The sequence below is a fragment of the Pseudofrankia sp. EUN1h genome (assembly GCF_001854645.1).
GTDB lineage: Bacteria > Actinomycetota > Actinomycetes > Frankiales > Frankiaceae > Pseudofrankia > Pseudofrankia saprophytica.
This window is the reverse complement of sequence record NZ_MBLN01000077.1, coordinates 283,509-301,715: the sequence shown is the minus strand read 5'-3', so window position 1 is coordinate 301,715 and position 18,207 is coordinate 283,509. Positions and strand designations below refer to the sequence as shown.

At 70.7% G+C, this 18,207-nt stretch carries 16 protein-coding genes; 7 read left to right on the top strand and 9 right to left on the bottom strand.

What is annotated here, in order from left to right; translation table 11 throughout:
- Window positions 1-188 precede the first annotated feature (188 nt).
- The 5 genes from BCD49_RS31930 to BCD49_RS31910 are packed head-to-tail and all read right to left on the bottom strand — an operon-like array spanning window position 189 to window position 5,083.
- On the bottom strand, window positions 189-1,313 hold the full coding sequence (locus BCD49_RS31930; protein ID WP_007510057.1) for an ABC transporter ATP-binding protein: 1,125 nt from the start codon (window positions 1,311-1,313) through the stop codon (window positions 189-191).
- Entirely contained in the window at window positions 1,313-2,179 is an 867-nt protein-coding gene (locus tag BCD49_RS31925) for a class II fructose-bisphosphate aldolase (protein ID WP_007510059.1), read from the bottom strand. The genes BCD49_RS31930 and BCD49_RS31925 overlap by 1 nt, the downstream gene beginning before the upstream one ends.
- A complete protein-coding gene (locus BCD49_RS31920; RefSeq protein ID WP_007510061.1) occupies window positions 2,176-3,117 on the bottom strand; it encodes a 1-phosphofructokinase family hexose kinase in 942 nt (313 codons plus the stop codon). The genes BCD49_RS31925 and BCD49_RS31920 overlap by 4 nt, the downstream gene beginning before the upstream one ends.
- Window positions 3,114-4,076, bottom strand: a complete 963-nt coding sequence (locus tag BCD49_RS31915; RefSeq protein WP_007510063.1) for an SIS domain-containing protein — start codon at window positions 4,074-4,076, stop codon at window positions 3,114-3,116. The genes BCD49_RS31920 and BCD49_RS31915 overlap by 4 nt, the downstream gene beginning before the upstream one ends.
- Window positions 4,073-5,083, bottom strand: coding sequence for a carbohydrate kinase family protein (locus tag BCD49_RS31910; RefSeq protein WP_051466331.1), 1,011 nt, complete (start codon window positions 5,081-5,083; stop codon window positions 4,073-4,075). Before BCD49_RS31910 ends, BCD49_RS31915 begins: the two co-directional genes overlap by 4 nt.
- 98 nt (window positions 5,084-5,181) lie before the next feature.
- Here BCD49_RS31910 and melA point away from each other — a divergent pair, with 98 nt between their 5' ends.
- Window positions 5,182-6,507 carry an alpha-galactosidase gene (melA, locus tag BCD49_RS31905; RefSeq protein ID WP_007510067.1) on the top strand — a complete coding sequence of 442 codons (1,326 nt, stop codon included), beginning with the start codon at window positions 5,182-5,184 and terminating at the stop codon, window positions 6,505-6,507.
- 9 nt (window positions 6,508-6,516) lie between these two features.
- Here melA and BCD49_RS31900 read toward each other — a convergent pair whose 3' ends face one another.
- Window positions 6,517-7,290 carry a DeoR/GlpR family DNA-binding transcription regulator gene (locus BCD49_RS31900; protein ID WP_007510070.1) on the bottom strand — a complete coding sequence of 258 codons (774 nt, stop codon included), beginning with the start codon at window positions 7,288-7,290 and terminating at the stop codon, window positions 6,517-6,519.
- Between the two features lie 150 nt (window positions 7,291-7,440).
- Between BCD49_RS31900 and BCD49_RS31895 the strand changes: the two genes are divergently transcribed.
- The 5 genes from BCD49_RS31895 (at window position 7,441) to BCD49_RS31875 (ending at window position 13,422) form a co-directional block, all read left to right on the top strand.
- A complete protein-coding gene (locus BCD49_RS31895) occupies window positions 7,441-8,769 on the top strand; it encodes an ABC transporter substrate-binding protein (RefSeq protein WP_007510072.1) in 1,329 nt (442 codons plus the stop codon).
- A 5-nt stretch (window positions 8,770-8,774) separates the two neighbouring features.
- Window positions 8,775-9,842, top strand: coding sequence for a carbohydrate ABC transporter permease (locus BCD49_RS31890; protein WP_035928953.1), 1,068 nt, complete (start codon window positions 8,775-8,777; stop codon window positions 9,840-9,842).
- Window positions 9,839-10,738 (top strand): carbohydrate ABC transporter permease, encoded by a 900-nt coding sequence (locus BCD49_RS31885; protein WP_007510074.1) that lies wholly within the window; start codon window positions 9,839-9,841, stop codon window positions 10,736-10,738. Before BCD49_RS31890 ends, BCD49_RS31885 begins: the two co-directional genes overlap by 4 nt.
- Window positions 10,739-11,025: 287 nt before the next feature.
- A complete protein-coding gene (locus BCD49_RS31880) occupies window positions 11,026-11,535 on the top strand; it encodes a hypothetical protein (protein WP_007510075.1) in 510 nt (169 codons plus the stop codon).
- A gap of 567 nt (window positions 11,536-12,102) precedes the next feature.
- Window positions 12,103-13,422 (top strand): RCC1 domain-containing protein, encoded by a 1,320-nt coding sequence (locus BCD49_RS31875; RefSeq protein ID WP_007510076.1) that lies wholly within the window; start codon window positions 12,103-12,105, stop codon window positions 13,420-13,422.
- Between the two features lie 219 nt (window positions 13,423-13,641).
- On the opposite strand, the gene BCD49_RS31870 is transcribed toward BCD49_RS31875, so the two are convergent.
- Window positions 13,642-14,244 (bottom strand): PaaI family thioesterase, encoded by a 603-nt coding sequence (locus BCD49_RS31870; RefSeq protein ID WP_007510077.1) that lies wholly within the window; start codon window positions 14,242-14,244, stop codon window positions 13,642-13,644.
- A gap of 207 nt (window positions 14,245-14,451) precedes the next feature.
- Between BCD49_RS31870 and BCD49_RS31865 the strand changes: the two genes are divergently transcribed.
- Window positions 14,452-14,895, top strand: a complete 444-nt coding sequence (locus BCD49_RS31865) for a DUF3592 domain-containing protein (RefSeq protein WP_007510078.1) — start codon at window positions 14,452-14,454, stop codon at window positions 14,893-14,895.
- Window positions 14,896-15,443: 548 nt separating this feature from the next.
- Here BCD49_RS31865 and BCD49_RS31860 read toward each other — a convergent pair.
- Together BCD49_RS31860 and BCD49_RS31855 are read right to left on the bottom strand one after the other, a co-directional pair.
- Window positions 15,444-15,707: a hypothetical protein gene (locus tag BCD49_RS31860; RefSeq protein WP_027140814.1), complete on the bottom strand. Its 264-nt coding sequence runs from the start codon at window positions 15,705-15,707 to the stop codon at window positions 15,444-15,446.
- A gap of 1,414 nt (window positions 15,708-17,121) precedes the next feature.
- Entirely contained in the window at window positions 17,122-18,129 is a 1,008-nt protein-coding gene (locus tag BCD49_RS31855) for a sugar phosphate isomerase/epimerase family protein (protein ID WP_007510083.1), read from the bottom strand.
- Between the last annotated feature and the right edge of the window lie 78 nt (window positions 18,130-18,207).

Sequence of the window (18,207 nt, the reverse complement as noted above, 5' to 3'; positions counted from 1 at the left end):
GACCGCCGCTGACCGGGAGAGACAGGTAGTTCAGGCGAGACGCAGGCGTGACCGACGTCACGCAGGCCTGCTGGCTCGGACTTGAGTAATTTCATGTCCTCGCTCGGACTCCGAAAATCCCACCGGATCATGAATGGCTTGCGCGTGTGGGGTCGTCGAGGCGGGCGCCGAGGCCGTCAGGCAGAACCTCAGCCGAGGCGGAGGCCGGAGTCAGCGTCGAAGACGTGCTCGATGGCTCCCGTCGGGGTGACGAGGAGTGTCTCGCCGCGGGCTGGGTCGACGCGGCGGTCCACCCGGACGACGAACGGCTTGTCGCGGGTGTCGTCGTCTCCCGGCAGCGTGCCGTGCACGTAGGAGTCCGCGCCGAGGTGCTCGACGAGGGTGACCCGCAGCGACAGCGCGTCCGGCGTGTCCGGGGTCGCGACGGCGAAGGACTCGGGGCGAAGCCCGACGATGACGTCTCCGCTCTCCCGGCCCTCCGCGCCCTTCGTCAGCCGGGCTGCGGAACGGACCGATGGCGCCAGGGGGAGAGGCACGCCGCCCAGGTGAACGGACCCGTCGGCGTCGGCGCTGGCGACCCGGCGCAGGTTCATGGCCGGCGATCCGATGAAGCCGGCGACGAAGACGTTGGCGGGCCGGTCGTAGATGGCACGCGGGGTGTCGACCTGCTGCAGCTCGCCGTCGTTCAGCAACGCCACCCGGTGGCCCATGGTCATGGCCTCGGTCTGGTCGTGGGTGACGTACACGGTCGTCGTTCCCAGCCTGGCCTGCAGAGCGGCGATGTTCGCGCGGGTCTCCACCCGCAGCTTCGCGTCGAGGTTGGACAGGGGCTCGTCCATGAGGAAGACCCGCGGCTCGCGCACGATCGCCCGGCCCATCGCGACCCGCTGGCGCTGGCCGCCCGAGAGGGCCTTGGGCTTGCGGTCGAGGTAGGGCACCAGGTCGAGCAGCTTCGCCGCCTCCAGGACCTTCGCCTTGCGTTCCTCCTTGCCAATCCCACCCAACTTCAGCGAGAACGCCATGTTGTCCGCGACCGAGAGGTGCGGGTAGAGCGCGTAGTTCTGGAACACCATCGCGATGTCCCGCTCCCGGGGCGCCCACCGGGTGACGTCGTCGTCGCCGATGCGGATCTCGCCCTCGTCGACGTCCTCCAGGCCGGCGAGCATCCGCAGCGCGGTCGACTTGCCGGACCCGGACGGCCCGACCAGCACCATGAACTCGCCGTCCGCGATGTCCAGGTCCAGAGCCTTCAACGCGGCGGCGGAACTGCCGGCGTACCGGCGGCTCGCGCCTATGTACCTGACCTCGGCCATCAGCGTGACCCTCCCGAGTCTCCCGAGATGACGGACAGTAGATCGAGCACCGTCGCCGTGATCTCGTCGCGAGCCTTCGCCAGGTAGGGCCGCGGGTCGACGAGTTTCGGGTCGCCCGCGAGCGCTCGCCGGACGGCGCCCGTCATGGCGATGTTCAGCGCGGTGCCGATGTTCACCTTGCTGATACCGGCGGTGACGGCGGCGCGCAGCGTCTCGGCCGGCACACCGGACGAGCCGTGTAGCACCAGCGGAACGGACAGCCGCGCGCGGAGCCGTTCGATCAGCGGGATGTCCAGGACGGCGGACCGCGAGGTCATCGCGTGCGAGCTGCCGACGGCGACGGCCAGCGCGTCCACGCCGGTCTCGTCGACGAACCGCCTCGCCTCGTCCGGGTCGGTCCGCACGCCTGGCTCGTGCGCGCTTCGGGGGGAGTCCGGCTTGCCGCCGACGTAGCCGAGCTCCGCCTCCACCCAGAGCCCCGCCGCCTGCGCGGCCGACCGGGCCCGGCTGGTGCGCTCGACGTTCTCCGAGTACGGCAGCGGCCCCCCGTCGTACATCAGGGAGCTGAACCCGGCCGCCGCGGCCTCGGCGGCCAGCCGGTCCTCGGTGACGTGGTCCAGGTGCAGCGCGATGGGAACGTCCGCGAGCCGGGCCACGGCGCCGGCGGCGGCGGCGATCGGGACGACCTGCCCGCCGTGGAACGACACCGCGTTCTGGCTGATCTGAAAGATCACCGGTGTCCCGCGGATCTCGGCGGCGCGCGCGATCGCCTCGGCGTGCTCGAGGGTGATGACGTTGAAGGCGGCGACGCCGCGTCCCCGGGCGGCGGCCGCGGCGACGAGGTCGCCCGTGCTGGCGATGGTCATCGGCCAGTCCGCGTCAGGGGCTCGACGGTCACGCCGACGGACTCCCGCTGGTAGTCGGCGGTGTCGAGCTCGCCGGCCACAGGCGACAGCACCGCGGCCGCGGCGAGCGCGACGCAGTCCGCGAGCAGCGGCCCGAGCGCCGTGCCGGCCCGCAGCCCCCGGGCGAGGCCGGCCACGACCGCGTCGCCGGCACCGGTCGGATTCCCCGTCAGCCGCCGCCGTGGCCTGGCCCGCCACCCGTTCTCGCCCTCGACGGCGACCAGGCCGTCGGCGCCGAACGAGGCCACGACCGTGACCCCCCATCGCCCGGCGACCGCCCGGGCCGTCACGGCCGGATCCGCGGGATCGACCGCGTCACCGACCCCGCGCACGCAGTCGCGCAGCTCGTCGGCGTTCGGCTTGACGACGGTCGGCCCGGCCGCGAGCGCGGCGACCAGCGCGGGCCCGCTGGCGTCGAGCACGACCGGCCGGCCGCCGTCGCGGGCGACCCGGATCAGCTGCGCGAGGCCGTCGACCGGGGCGTCGGCGGGCAGCGTGCCGCTGATCACCACGACGGCTGCGCTCGGGATCAGCTCGGCGGCCCGCGCGAGGAACCGGGACCAGTCGTCCACCCGCGCCGGTTCGTTGAGCAGGGTGACGGTGCCGGTGGCCTCGTCGACGATGGCGACGGTCCGCCGGGTCGCGCTGGCGGTGGGCACCAGCTCATGGGGAATGCGCAGGCGGGTGAGGTCGGCCATCAGCTCGGCGCCGGTGTCGCCGCCGGCGGTGGTGAGCAGCAGGGTGTCCTCGCCGAGTTGGCGCAGGAGCCGGGCGACGTTCGTGGCCTTGCCCCCCGGCCGGCGCGCCGTCTGTTCCACCCGGTTCGTGGCGCCCACCGTCAGGTGCTCGACCCGGTAGGTGACGTCGATCGCCGGGCTCGCCGAGACGCAGAGGATCACGGCGCCGCAACGGCCGGGGACGCGGTACCGGCCGAAGAGGCGACGCTGGCCGGGGAGGTGGCGGTGGCCGGGGACAGGATGACGGAGCGGGTCAGGTTGCGCGGGCGGTCCGGGTCGAGGCCGTGGCGCCGCCCGAGCGCCGCGGCCAGCCGCTGGACCCGGACGAGATCGGCGACCGGGTCGAGGTCGTCGTTGACGATCGTCGCGCCGGTGCCCTCGATGTCGCCGACCAGGCCCGGCACCGGCTCGCCGAAGATCCAGACGACCCGTCCCGGCTCGGCGATGGAGATCGGCCCGTGCCGGTACTCCAGTTGGGGATAGCTCTCCGTCCAGACGCGCGCGGCCTCGCGCATCTTCAGCGCGGCCTCGCTCGCGACGCCGACACCCCACCCGCTGCCGAGGAACGTGAACTGGCTCGCCGTCTCGACCTCCGGGGCGAGGCCGTGCTCGCCGGCCAGGATCCGCGCCGCCTGCACCGCCGCCGCCTCGACGGAGTCACCGAGCGACGCCCGCAGCAGCGTCAGCGCCGTGGTGGCGAAGACGGTCTGCACGACGGAGGTCTCGTCGGCGAAGTCGAGCACGATCGCGGCCTCGGCATCGAGGGCGGCCGGCGAGTCCGCGACGCCGGTGAGGACGGTGACGGGGGCCGCGGCGGTGTCGATCGCCCGCAGCACCTCGGTCGTCGTGCCGGACCGGCTGATGGCGACGACGCGGTCGTAGCGCCGCGCCGCGGGCCACTGCCCGGCGGCGAACGCGTCGGTCTCACCGGCGCCGGCGGACTCCCGTAGCGCGGCGTAGGCGGCGGCCATGAACCAGGAGGTCCCGCATCCGAGGACGGCGACCCGCTCGCCGGGCTGGGGCAGGAGGTCCGCGACCTGGGGGAGGAGCTCGCAGGCCCGCGCCCACGCCCGCGGCTGTCGGGCGATCTCGCGGCCGATGTGTGACGTGGTCTCGGTCATGATGCCCTTCGGTCGTCGACCAGCAGGTCGAGGGTCGGTTGGGCCGCGGTGCCCCCCACGGCGCGGACCGAGCGGGAGCCGGCGACGACGCCGCGCCGCAGGCATTCGGGCAGCGGCAGCGAGCGCAGCCAGGCGTCGAGGAACGCGGCGTTGAAGCTGTCGCCGGCGCCGGTGGCGTCGACCGGGATCGTCGGCACGGCCGGCGCGCTCGCGAGCTCACCGTCGGCACCGACCGCGGACGCGCCCTGGTCGCCGTCCTTGACGACCACGAGCGGGCCGCGGTCGGCGAGGACGCGGCAGGCGGCGATGAGGTCGAGGTCGAGGTGGGCCGCGGCGACGCGTGCGAGCGCGAGTGCCTCGCGGCGGTTCGGCAGCAGCAGGTCGACGTGGGGCAGCAGCGGTTCGACGCCGGCCCAGGTCTGTGCGGGGTCGTCATTGGTGTCCAGTGACGTGGTCACACCGGCCGCCCTGAGCTCGGCGAGCAGCTCGGCGAGCCCCGCGGCCAGTGCCGGCTGCAGGAACAGCGAGCAGACGTGGACGTGCCGCGGGCCGGCGGGCTCCCGCTGCCCGAGCCGCGCGACGGCAGCGCGGACGTCGGCGGCGGTAAGCGTCGAGATGGTCCCCGGCAGCGTGAGGATGGCGCGGTCGGGCCCGGTGGACAGGACGACGGTCAGCCCCGTCGGCTGTCCCGGCCGGACGACGAGGGTGCTCGTGTCGACGCCGGCGTCGGCCAGGGCGCTCGTCATCGTGGCGCCGAAGCTGTCGGCGCCGATCGCCGCGGCGAGCGAGACCGGGCGCCCGAGCCGGGCGAGGCCGTGGGCGGTGATGCCCGCGGAGCCGCCGATGACCAGCGCGGCGGTGTCGAGCAGCTGCTCGGCCTGGCCGAACCGGGGCACGACGTCGCCGCCGAGGACCAGGTCGGGGTTCAGGTCACCCACGACGAGTACGCGCGGGCTGTCCGCACGCTGGGCGGCCACCCGCTCGGCGCCCACGCCGTCCTCGGACATGGCGCCAGTGTGTCGTAAGCCGTTCTTTGTGTCCACAAACGCTCAGAAAAGATGATTGATCCTGTCCCTTTCGCGCGTCGCCGTGCCATGCTCGCCGCGTGACCACCGTCTGCTTCGTCGGCGCCGGCTCGGCCGAGTTCACCCGGCAGCTGCTGCGCGACCTGTTGACCTACGACGACCTCGGGCCGCTGACCCTCGTCATGCACGACGTCGATCCCCGCCGTCTCGAGCTCGCGGAGAACCTGGCGCGCATCGCCGTCGAGCGGCACGGCCGCGACGCCACCACCACCATCCGCGGGTCGCTCGACCGGGCGGCCGCCCTGCACGGCGCCGACTTCGTCATCAACGCGGTCAACATCGGCGGCCACGCCGCGACGCTGACCGACTTCGAGGTCCCGGCCCGGTTCGGCCTGCGCCAGACGATCGCCGACACCCTCGGCCCGGGCGGGGTCTTCCGCGGGCTGCGGACCTTCGGCTTCCTCGACGACCTGGCCACCGACCTGCGCGCCGAGGCGCCCGACGCCTGGCTGCTGAACTACACCAACCCGATGGCGATGAACATCCAGTTCCTCAGCGTTCGCCATCCGGAGCTGAAGGTCCTGGGGCTGTGCCACTCCGTCTACTGGACGGTGCACGACCTGTGCGAGCTGATCGACGTCCCGTTCGACGACGTGTCGTTCCACAGCGCCGGGGTCAACCACCAGGCCTGGGTGCTGCGCTTCGAGCGCGACGGCGTCGACCTCTACCCCGAGCTCGACCGCCGCATCGCCGCGGACCCGCAGCTGCGCCGCCGCGTCCGCGTCGACATGTACCGCCGGCTCGGCTTCTACCCGACCGAGACCAGCGAGCACTCCGCCGAGTACGTCCCCTGGTACCTGCGCGAGCCGGGGGAGATCGAGCGGTTGCGGATCCCGATCGACGACTACGTCGGGATCAGCGCCCGCAACCTGGCCGACGTCGAGGCACTGATGCCCGTGGTGGCGGCCGGCGGGTACGTCGAGCCGGAGGAGGAGGCGGCCGAGTACGCGCCGCAGGTGATCCACAGCATGGTCACCGGGACGGCGCGCACGATCCAGGCGACGGTGCGCAACGACGCGCTCATCGACAACCTGCCGGATGGCGCCGCGGTCGAGGTCCCGTGCCGCGTCGACGCGAACGGCGCGGCCCCGCTGCCGGTCGGCGACCTTCCCGCGCAGTGCGCCGCCCTCAACCGGACGTTCCTGTCCGTGGTCGACCTGACGGTGCGGGCGGCCACCCTGGGCCGGCCGGACCACATCCGGCACGCGCTGATGGCCGACCCCAACACCGCGGCGAGCCTCTCCGTGGAGGAGATCTGGCGCCTGGCCGACGAGCTGGTGGCGGCGCACGGCGAGCGGCTGCCGCAACCGCTACGGGCGCGCCTCGGCGACCCCGGTGGTTCCTAGCGACGGGGTCTAGGCGGTGGGGTCCACCACGTGGACGGTCGGGCCGAGGCGTTCGAGCGCGGCGACCTCCTCGGCGCTGATGCCGGAGTCGGTGACCAGGTCCGAGGCCGCGGCGATGTCGCTGATCTTCGCGAAGCCGCGCTTGCCGATCTTGCTGGAGTCGGCCACGACGATGACGCGCTCGGCCGCCCGCAGCAGGGACTGGTTGGTGTGCGCCTCGACCTCGTGGTGGGTGGTGAACCCGGCGACCGGGTCGACGCCGTCGACGCCCACCACGGCGACGTCGACGTTGATGTTGGACAGGGTCAGGTCGGCCAGCGGGCCGACGAGCTCGTAGGACTCCCCGCGCACGCTGCCGCCGCACACCACGAGCTCGATGTTCGCGCGGACCGCCAGCTCCGAGGCGATGTTGAGCGCGCTCGTCACCACCCGCAGGCCCGGCCGGGACGCGAGCATCCGGGCGACCTCCGTCGTGGTCGAGCCGCCGTTGATGCCCAGCGAGCCGACGTCGTCGGGGAGCAGGCGCGCGACGCACTGCGCGATTGCGCGTTTCGCCTCGTGGCGCTGGCCGCCCCGGTAGCGCATCGGCAGCTCGTAGAGCACGCCCGACGCGACCGCCCCGCCGTGGGTGCGGGTCAGAAGTTGTTGCTCCTCCAGCAGATGCAGGTCGCGGCGGATCGAGGCGCGCGAGAGCTTGAGGTCCCGGGCGAGCTCGTCGACTCCGACCGAGCCGGTCTCGTTGAGCCGCTGGAGGATGATCCCTAAACGGTCTTCGCGGCGCATGCCTGCACGATACGCGCACCTTGCTGCACGTTTGCTCGCACGTCTTGACCCATTTGGGCAGTAAGTGCAACACTGCGCACAATAGTTGATCGATCATGCGCGATTTGCCCGCACGATCGGCCCAGCCGCGTCGACCGAGGAGTGCCGACCATGGCTTCCCGCCCTATAGCCAGTACCTGGATCACGACACGGGGGCGGCGGCTGGGGGCGCTGACAGCGAGCACCCTGCTGGTGGCCGCCACGGTCGCCGCCTGCGGCGGGGGCGGGGGTGGCAGCGGCACCGCCGACGACCCGACGACGATCACCCTGACGCACGGCTACACCGACGCCGAGTCGAAGGCGCTGACGTCGCTCGTCGGCGAGTGGAACACCGAGCACCCGACGACCAAGGTGAAGCTCGAGTTCAACGGCGGGAACGACAACGCGCTGCAGAAGACCGTCGCGGGCTTCACCGCCGGCAACTATCCCGACGTGGCCTACCAGTTCGGCTCGTCGGCCGCCCAGCTGGCCCGGCAGCCGAAGCTGGTGGACCTCACCTCCACGGTGGCGGCRCCCGCCTTCGGCTGGGACGACTTCTACCCGTCCGAGCGCGAGGCCACCACCGTCGACGGGAGGGTCGTCGGGATTCCCGCGCTCGTGGACAACCTGAGCCTGGTCTACAACAAGAAGCTGTTCGAGCAGGCCGGGGTCGCGCCGCCCACGGACTCCTGGACCTGGGAGGACTTCCGCGCTGCGGCGAAGAAGCTCACCGACCCGGCCAGCAAGTCCTACGGCTGGTCCTATGTGAACGACGGCAGCGAGGACACGGTGTGGMGGTACCTCCCGCTGCTCTGGCAGGCCGGCGGCGACCTGCTCACCGAGGACAACAAGGCGCCCGCGTTCGACTCCGCCGCCGGGCTCGCCGCCCTGCAGCAGCTGCGGGACATGGTCGTCACCGACAAGTCCGTGTACCTGGACACCGGCAACCAGAACTACCTCAACCTGTTCAACAGCGGCAAGATTGCGATGCTGTGGACCGGCCCCTGGGACCTGTCCAGCATCACCTCCGACGTCGACTACGGCGTGAGCATCCTGCCGGGCTACCAGGGCAACCACGAGACGATCTCGGGGCCGGACATCTACATGGTCTTCGACCACTCCGGCCCGCGGCACCAGGTCGCGCTCGACTTCATCACCTGGCTCACCTCGGCGAAGGTGCACCTGAAGTTCGCCATCGCGACCGGTGACCTGCCGCTGCGCAAGTCCGAGACCCAGCTTCCCGAGTACCAGACGTTCCTGCAGAAGTACCCGGGCGAGAAGGTCTTCGTCGACAACCTCGACAACGTGGAGCACGTCCGCCCGAACATCCCCTCGTACGCCGAGGTGTCCACCGCGGTGGGGCAGATGGTCCAGTCCGTGCTCCTCGGGCAGGCCGAGCCGCAGGCGGCCCTCGACTCCGCCAAGGGGCAGGTGGCGTCCGCGCTGTCCCGCCACTCGTGAGCTCCGTGAGCTCCGCCGGCGGCGTCGGAAAGCGCGGGTCGCCGGCCACGCGCTCCCGGGTCCCGCGGCGCACGATCCTGCCCGGGCGGCCGCCGCCCGGGCAGGGACGGGCCGAGAAGGGGCCGGCCGAGGCACCCGCGCGCCGGCGGCGGCCGGGGCGCGGGGGGTGGCTGGGCCGGGGAGAGCGGCCGGGGCGCCGAGCGCTCGGCGACGGGCTGGTCGGCTGGGCGATGGTGTCGCCCAGCGTGCTGCTGATCGGCCTGTTCGGGCTGGTCCCGGTCATCTGGTCGTTCGTGTTGTCGTTCCAGAACAACGACCTGCAGACACCGGCGACGTCGGCCGGCTTCGCCAACTATCGTGACCTGGTCCACGACGACGTGTTTCTCGCGGCGGTTCGCCGCACCCTCCTCTATACCGCCGTCTTCGTGCCGGTGACCCTGCTGCTGTCCCTGCTGGCCGCGGCCGCGCTGAACCGGCGGATCCGCGGGATGTCGGTCTACCGGCTGGCGTTCTTCATTCCCGTCGTCACGTCGACGGTGGCGACCGGGGTCGTCTTCACCTGGCTCCTGGACCCGGCGTACGGGCTCATCAACACCCTGCTGGCGAAGGTGGGACTGCCGACGTCGGGATTCTTCGCCTCGCCGCATGCCGCGCTGCTCTCCGTCGTCGCGATGACCGTCTGGGGCTGGGTCGGCTTCGGCACCCTGATCTACCTCGCGGGCCTGCAGGGCGTTCCGGGCGACGTCATCGAGGCCGCCCAGATCGACGGCTGCTCGAAGGCCGGCGCGTTCTGGCGGATCCAGGTGCCGTTGCTGCGGCCGGTCACCGGGTTCCTCGCGGTGTGGCTCACGATCAACGCCCTGCAGTTGTTCGACGAGGTCTACGTGACGACCAGGGGCGGGCCGTTGAACGCGACCAACGTCGTCGTCTACTACCTCTACAAGCAGGCGTTCGAACTCTTCCACGCGGGCTATGCCGCCGCGATGGCCACCGCGCTGTTCCTGATAATCGCGCTGGTGACCTGGGCGCAGACCCGGCTCACCCGGGACGTCTCCGCGGGGGGCCGGTCATGACGGAACCGGTCGTGACGGAACCGGTCATGCTGGAGCCGGTCGTGACCGAACCGGTCGCGCCGGCCGCCGCGCCGCCAGGACGACGCCGGTGGCGCCGGCCTTCGGGCTGGCACCTCGTGCTCATTCCCTCGTCGCTGCTGATGATCGTGCCCCTGCTCTTCATGCTCGGGACGTCGCTCTCGACGCTGGAGGAGACCCGCCGGTTCCCGCCGGGCGTGCCGCACGCGCTGCACTGGGACAACTTCTCGCAGGCCTGGACCGAGGCGCCGTTCGGCCGTTGGCTGCTCAACAGCGCGATCGTGTCGGTGACCTGCGTGGTGACCAACCTGGTTCTGTGCAGCCTCGCCGGCTACGCGTTCGCCCGGCTCCGCTTCCCGGGCAGCCGGCTGGCCTTCGGCGCGATCCTCGCGACGCTGATGGTCCCGTTCCAGATTCTGATGATCCCGACGCTGCTCATCGTCAAGTACCTGGGGATCGTCAACACGCTGCCGGCGCTCATCGTCCCGAACCTGGTGACGCCGTTCGGGATCTACCTGCTGCGGCAGTTCTTCCTGACGCTGCCGGTCGAGCTGGAGGAGGCGGCACTCATCGACGGCGCCAGCCGTCTCCGGATCCTGCGCAGCGTTCTGCTGCCCCTGATGGGGCCGCCGCTGAGCACCGTGGCCGTGCTGACCTTCCTGACGGTCTGGAACGAATTCCTGTGGCCGCTCGTCGTGACGTCCTCATCCGACGTGATGACCGTCCAGATAGGGCTCGCGACCTTCCAGAGCGCCCATTTCACGGACTGGCCGGTGCTCATGGCCGCGACGCTGATGAGCCAGATCCCGGTGATGCTGCTGTTCCTCGCCGGCCAGCGGTACTTCGTCAGCTCGATCGCGAACACGGGAATCAAGTGACCGGCCGGGGCCCGGCGTTCGGATCCCAGTACGGTCCTGGCGATCTTTCGGGTTGGAGCTGGGCGAACGCCGCCGGGAACCGCGCCGGCCATCTTTGCGCTCCGCGGAACGCGGGGACGGCGCGCGTACCGCCTGAGCCCGCGGGCTTGGGCTGTCGGTGGAGGGCGACGCGGGGGAGTGGCTCCCTGTCCTGGCCCGCGGAGGCGGACCGGTAGGGTCCCGTCGAGACGACGGATCGTGAGCGGCCCCGGATGTCATCTGGCCGGCCCGAGCAGAGGAGAGCACTGATGACGGCAGTCGAGGTGCGGGAGGTGACCGAGTCGCTGCGGGCGCTCGGGATTGCCGTCGTCGCCGATGAGCCGGAGGTCGATGAGGACCTTCCGGTCGTCAGCTGGGAGGACGACCTCCAGGGTTTCCTCGAGGCCGCGAAGGACCTTGCGCCGGCCGGGGCCTACGTCGGCCCCCTCACGATCGACGAGGACCTGGTCAGCTCGCTCGAGGATGACGACGATCTGGACGAGTCCGAGCGCGCGTCGCTCAAGAAGATCCTTGACGAGGCGCGAGCGCTGGTTGGCCAGGAGGTCGGATCTCAGGCGATCTTCCTCGCCGATCACATGATGCATGAGTACTACTCGCTGATCCCGGCCGCCCACGACCTGTTCGAGCGCATCGAGCAGTTCGCCGACTCCCTCGCCGACGATGACGACGCCTGCGGCTGCGGCCACGATCACGGCCACGAGGACGTGCATGACCACGCCGGCGGTCGCGTCGAGCTGAAGGTGGTCCCCGCCGAGTAGGCAGGCGGGTCACCATGATCACCAGGTGCGGCGGCCGACCTGGGAGCAGGCCGCGCGCCACGCCGCGTTTCTCGCGGACCTGCGGGCCGTTTCCTTTGACCCTAGGACCCCGGTCACCCAGGAGCGGGTGAGATCGTTGCCTCGTTCGCCGGCTCCGAGGACGAAGACAAGACCCTCCAGGGCGAGGGGTGGCGCTACGACTTCGTCGGTGACGCACTGGTCGTGACCTACCAAGAACGATTCTTGATCCGCGCCGACGATCCGATCCGGCATTCCGGCACGGTCTTTTGAAACGGCCGCGCTTCTCTGGTGCGGCGTCGGCGACAACGAGAACGTCGCCGGTCCTCGCCGACGACCGGAGTGCCTTTCCGCCTGGCTGGTCGCCGTTGACCAGAATTCACGGCTACCTGTCGGTCGGCGGACAGGTGGGTTCCTCACACGCTTTCTCACACGGTGTTTTGTTTCACTGGCCCTCGTCTCGATATCCCAGATCGGGACGGCGGCCGGCCCCGGCGTGTACGCGTGGGTGGTTGGTCTCCTTGATGAATGTCTCGCGAGGAGGCGGAAATGAAGTCTCGATCGGGGGAACCGGAAGCGGTTCCTGGGCCGGGTATGGCCCCGGCCGGACGGGGCGCGGCCTCGCCGGGTGCCCGCCGGCGTGCCTGGGCGGCGGTGGCCGCCGTGGTGAGTACGACGGCGATGTCCCTGGCGCTGACGGCGGCACCGGTGCATGCGGGGCCTCCTGCTCCGACCGTCTATGACCCCACGGGCCTCGCGTGGGGCGACAACTACGAGGGCAAGCTTGGCGACGGGACGGAGGAAGACAGGTCCAGCCCTGTACAGTCCGTCGGCCTGCCTGCCTTGACCGCCGTCTCGGCCGGTCAAGGGTTCGGCGTGGGGCTGGACGTGGACGGAACGGTCTGGACCTGGGGCATCAACTCATGGGGCCAGCTGGGCACCGGGTCGGCGGAATATTCCCGTGCCAAGCCGGCCCAGGTGCCCGGGCTCACCGGCGTCGTTCAGATCGCGACCGGGCGGGCTCACGTCGTGGCACTCCGCGGCGATGGCACCGTGTGGACGTGGGGCTATAACGGCGTCGGGGCGCTCGGCGACGGGCACGCGGGCACCAACAGGTCCTGGCCGGAGCCGGTGCCCCATCTGGATGGTGTCCGGCAGGTCGCCGCGGGCGCGAACCACAGCCTTGTGCTGAAGGACGACGGCACGGTCTGGGGCTTCGGCAAGAGCGGCGATGGCCAGCTTGGTGCCGGTACCACCAGCGAGCCATGGTTCGACAGCCCGGTGGAGATCCATGGCGTCGGCCCCGACGTCGTCCAGATCAGCGGGAGCGAGTTGAGCAGCGCGCTGGTGCGTGGCGACGGCACCGTCTGGGCCTGGGGCAACAACGAGTGCGGCCTGGTGAGACCAGGCACCGACCAGAACCAGGTCTATGCCGATCCGGTGCGGATCCCGCGGGTCGAGAACGTCATCAAGATCACCACTGGGGACGCCAACACTTTGGTCATCTCGTCTCACGACGGCAAGCAGGGCCAGGTGATCGGCTGGGGCTGTAACCAGCACAACGAGCTGGGGTTGCACCACGACGGCTCCATCCCGCGGCCGGTCGAGGGCCTGCCCGCCACCATGACCGAGGTGTCAAACCGCAATTACCACACGGCGGCGCGGTCCTCCGACGGAACCGTGTGGACCTCGGGCTCCAACAGCGACGGTCAGCTGGGTCATGGCCCTGTCGGTGGTTATCCCGTGGGCCCCGCGCAGGTCCCCGGGCTCACGGGCGCCGTCCACGTCTCCGCAGGTATGGACTTCACCCTGGCGGTCGCCCCGCCGATTCTGGAAAAGATAGACCCGGACAAGGGCGGCAAGGGCTGACGAACGGCTGACCCGCCCCTCCGGTCCACCGACCCTGGCGACCGGCCAGTGACCTGGCCGGCAGCGCCGGCCGGACCGCGCCGACCGGCAGCCATTCTCCGGGATCAACCCGCCCGGAGGATGGCCGCCGCGCGTATGGTGCCGCCGCCGCGGACGCCCGCTCATGGCGGCGAGCCCGGCCATCGGGCGACCTCGAAGACCCGGGGCCCGGGCTCGCCGTTACGCGATGGGGAAGACCAGGCAGGTCGTGCTCGCGGTCGCGACGACCCGGCCGGCCCCGTCGCGGACGTCGCCCTCCGCGAAGGCCACCCGTCGCCCCGGCTTGGTGACCCAGCCGTGCGTGATCAGCTCCGCCGGCGTCCCCGGCTCGACCCGCACCGGGCGCAGGTAGTTCACCTTGATCTCGATCGAGGTGTAGCCGACGCCGGCCGGCAGCGTGGAATGCACCGCGCAGGCCGCGGCGGTGTCGAGCAGGGTGCAGACGAGCCCACCGTGCACGACCCCGATCGGGTTGTAGGCGGACTCGTCCGGGACGCACGCGAACCGGACGTCTCCTGGCTCGACGCCCACGGGCCGGAAGCCGAACATCGCGGCGATGGGCGGCGGCGGGACCTCGCCGTTCTGCATCGCGCGCAGGAACTCCAGACCACTCATGGTCGCGGCGCGCGCGGCCGTCGCCAGCGGGTCATGCCAGCTGACGGTCTTGTGCCGTGGCTCTCCCCAGGCGCCGTAGGCCGGCGGCGGGCTCACCGGCCGATCCGGTTCCGGTGCCGGTGGCACCGACTCCGACGAGGGCGACGTGGACGGATCCGCGATCGTCATGGCCGCACCCTACCATCTAGGTTCAATAGGTGAATCTAGGGTGGGTCTGGCGTCGAGAACCCCGCGGTGGCGCCCGATTTCCCTCCGGACCGGGCCTCCAGGGAAATGGCCCTGTCGGGGAATGGACGTCGCCAGGGCGGTAACAAAACAGGATGATTGGTACGTGAGCCGCTGTGGTGCACGGGCAGGTCGAACCAGCGCGGGTCGATGAGTGTCGGGACGATCGCGACGCTGGCGACCATCAGCATGGTGTTCGCCGGAGCGCTGTTCCTCTCGCTCGGCCTCTTCACGCTCCGCCAGATCCTCCAGCGGCTCTGGCTGCGGTTCGCCGGGCACACCGCTCTCGCCACCATCGTCGACTTCGAGGTGATCGAACGCGACAGCGATGACGGCGGCTCGATCTACACCCCGATCGTCGACTACACGACCCGGGCCGGCGAGCAGGTCCGCGCCGCCGCGCTGCGCAGCCCGGACACGTCCTTTCCTGGAATCGGCGCCAAGGTCAGGGTGGTGTACCGACCAGGCGATCCGACCTGGGTGACCAGGACGGACTGGTTCGGCGCGGTCCTGTCAGCGATGTTCCTGCTTCCCGTCTACTTCACGGCCGGCCCGTTCTGCCTCTACTTCGGCATCAGGATGCTCACCGACTGACACCGGCTGGGCTGGTGGCGGGCCGAGTCCGAACGCCACCGAAATGCGGAGATCGCGGTCGGGAGGGACGTGACGACTCCGGCTGCGCTGAATTCTGGGCATCGTTGCGTCGGTGCGTTCTGCCAGGTGGACGGTGGTCTGGCATGAACGAATGGCGGATCGGATCCAGGTCGCGTCGACGACCGGTGAGGCAGCGCGCCGCGACCGGCGGTGGACCGTCAAGCGGTCGATGGCGGTCCCTCGTCCGATGAGTAGATCTTCGGAATCTCAGTTCGACCAGGCGAGCCGCGGGCACGACCGGATCATGAGCGCGGTCGCATCCGGAGGGAACCGGAATCCGGCGGCCCCCGAGACGGGCATTCACGGTCCTTTGAACGTGAGTCGGATCGGTKCGGTGAGTGCCCATAGGTATGCGTGTCCGGTTTAAACAAAACCCTCCGACCGGGGCGGTCGTGCGGTCGAGGCGGAATCAATGTCGGTACTCTGCGCGGGCCGAGACGCCGATGTATCGAGGTGATTGAAACATGCCAGATACTCCCCAGCGCATATCAGTGGACGACCTGGTCGAGGCCGCGCTCCGTGGTGCCATGCGAGCTGTTGAAGCCCGTGCGGGCGCTGTCGTCCCGCATCGGCCACCGATCGTCCTCGGGCTGATCCTGTATCCCGAGGATCTCTTCGGAGAGCAGTACTCCGCTGGTCAGGGCAAGCCGGACAGCGCGGCCCGGAAGGGCTAGTCGGTGCCGAACGAGGACTCGTCCGGCCACCTCGGTGCCATGTTGGAGGGCGAGCTCTATTGCCCCAGTGCTCCGCACGACATGCCCGGTGCCTCCATCTTCGGAGTTGTGGGAGGTTCTACGTCGGCCCCTCGCCTGGCCTATCTCGACGCGCCGGTACCGGTCACACCGGATGTTCTGGCGCTGGCAGCGCCCGCGCGACCCTCCGAGGTCTTCAGGATCGGGGCCCCGTGTGTGCGAGAGAGGTGCCAGAACTTCGATGGGCATCGATGTGACCTCGCGCGCCGGATCGTGGCGGCTGTTCCCGCGGTAGCCGCCTCTCCACCAGCCTGTCGGTTGAGGTTCCGGTGCCGGTGGTGGGCCGAGGTCGGCATCGACTCCTGTACACGCTGCCCGATGGTCGTCACCGAGCAGAGCTCCACGCTTCAGGAGGCGATCTAGCGACCGAGAACCGGCCTTGGACCTAAAACGGGATACCCGGCTCGGCCGGCCCGGTGGTGCCGGCGAATGGAATCGTTCCCGCGGTGGCCGGCGCGACGGGATCGTCCGGGGCCGTTGGCTGTCGTTCTTTCCCGACGGCGTTGGGCTGTGGGGGTTTGATGGAGTGCGTGAGCGTGGCAATAGTCAGGGCACGACTCGCGAATGATCGTCATGTTGCCTGGAAGGGCTTGCGGCTTGACAATGCGGCCCGAGGGACCGCGCACTCCGGGTGCGCGGCGGCGGGATCCCTGAAATATTCGGACCGTTCGATTGGAGACGTCAATGGCGACGGGGACAGTGCAGTCGGGAATTGATCTTCATGAAATGCAGGGTATTGCGCATACGCCGGAGTCCTGGGCGCGCTTCATCATTGCCTCGGCTTTGGAGAGCGCGTCTTCTCAGTCGGGCTTCGGGAATGAGCCCATCAGCATCCCCTGCACGATTCGAGTCGACCCGTCGGCGGTTCCCGCTTCGGCGGAGACCCGTGGAATCGGCATCTGTATCGACATAGCAGGTCACATTGGCTGCGTGGGGCTCTACACTCCCCACTAACGAACTGGGGAATGACTCCGCACCTTCAGGTACCGGCTTCCGGCGCCATGGGACATGGACCGGGCCGCCGTCGTCGGGCCATGGTCGTGAAGACGATGTCGACGCGGGTGAGCACGACGGCTCCCGCGGGCGGCGCACGCGGGCGGTCGCCTCGGCCGGGACACGCGTTCCGGTCGAGGTCGCCGCCTGGGCCCGGTCGGTTGGTGGATGGGGAGTGTCTGGGCCACGACGCGTCGGCTCGGCGGCGTCGGTCGGACTCGGCGATCCACACGGGTGCTGGAATGCTCGGACGTGGTGTCGTCGTGGCCGTGTGGGTGTTGGGGAGGGCGGGTGGCGTTTCGAGGAGTCGGACGGGCCGTGGTGGGTGCACGGGCCGTGGTGGGTGCACTGTCGATCTGGCGCGCTCAACGGGGAGTACTCACGGAGGATGTGGCCGCCCGCCTGACACGCCGTCGGTCGGTCAGCCGCCCGAGCTGAAGGCCGCGTCGAACGCGGCGGACGGCGGGTCGACGGCGAGGCGGCGGACGAACGCCAACGCCTCCGGGGCGCCGGCCAGCCGGTCCATGCCGGCGTCCTCCCATTCGATCGAGATCGGACCGTCGTAGCCGATCGTGTTCAGCATCCGGAACGAGTCGTCCCAGGGGACGTCGCCGCGGCCGGTCGAGACGAAGTCCCAGCCGCGCCGCGGGTCCGCCCAGGGCAGGTGCGAGCCGAGCCGGCCGTTGCGGCCGTTGCCGACCCGGCGCTTCGCGTCCTTGCAGTCGACGTGGTAGATCCGGTCGCGGAAGTCCCACATGAACCCGACCGGGTCGAGGTCCTGCCAGACGAAATGGCTCGGGTCCCAGTTCAGCCCGAAAGCCGGGCGCCGGCCGATCGCGTCCAGCGCCCGCACCGTCGTCCAGTAGTCGTAGGCGATCTCGCTCGGGTGCACCTCGTGCGCGAACCGCACCCCGGCGGCGTCGAACGCGTCCAGGACGGGGTTCCACCGGTCGGCGAAGTCGCGGTAGCCGGCGTCGACCAGCTCCTGTGACACCGGCGGGAACATCGCCACGTACTTCCACGCCGCCGACCCGGTGAAGCCGACGACGGTGTCCACCCCGAGGCGCGCCGCGGCGTGCGCGGTCGCGACCATCTCCTCGGCGGCCCTGGCCCGCACGCCTTCCGGGTCGCCGTCGCCCCACACCCTGGCGGGCACGATGTCCCGGTGGCGGACGTCGATCGGGTCGTCGCAGACCGCCTGCCCGGTCAGATGGTTGGAGATCGCCCAGACCTTCAGGTCGTTCTTCTCCAGGATGTCCAGCCGGGACCGGACGTAGGCGTCGTCCTCGGCGGCCCGCCGCACGTCCAGATGGTCACCCCAGCAGGCGATCTCCAGCCCGTCGTAGCCCCAGCCGGCGGCCAGCCGGGCGACCTCCTCGAACGGCAGGTCCGCCCACTGGCCGGTGAACAGGGTGACCGGTCGCGCCATGATCTGTCCTCGCCTTCTTCGTGACCTTCGCTCGCGGTCGGTTCTCGACGCGGCCGGTTCCTCGCGCGGTCAGTTCTT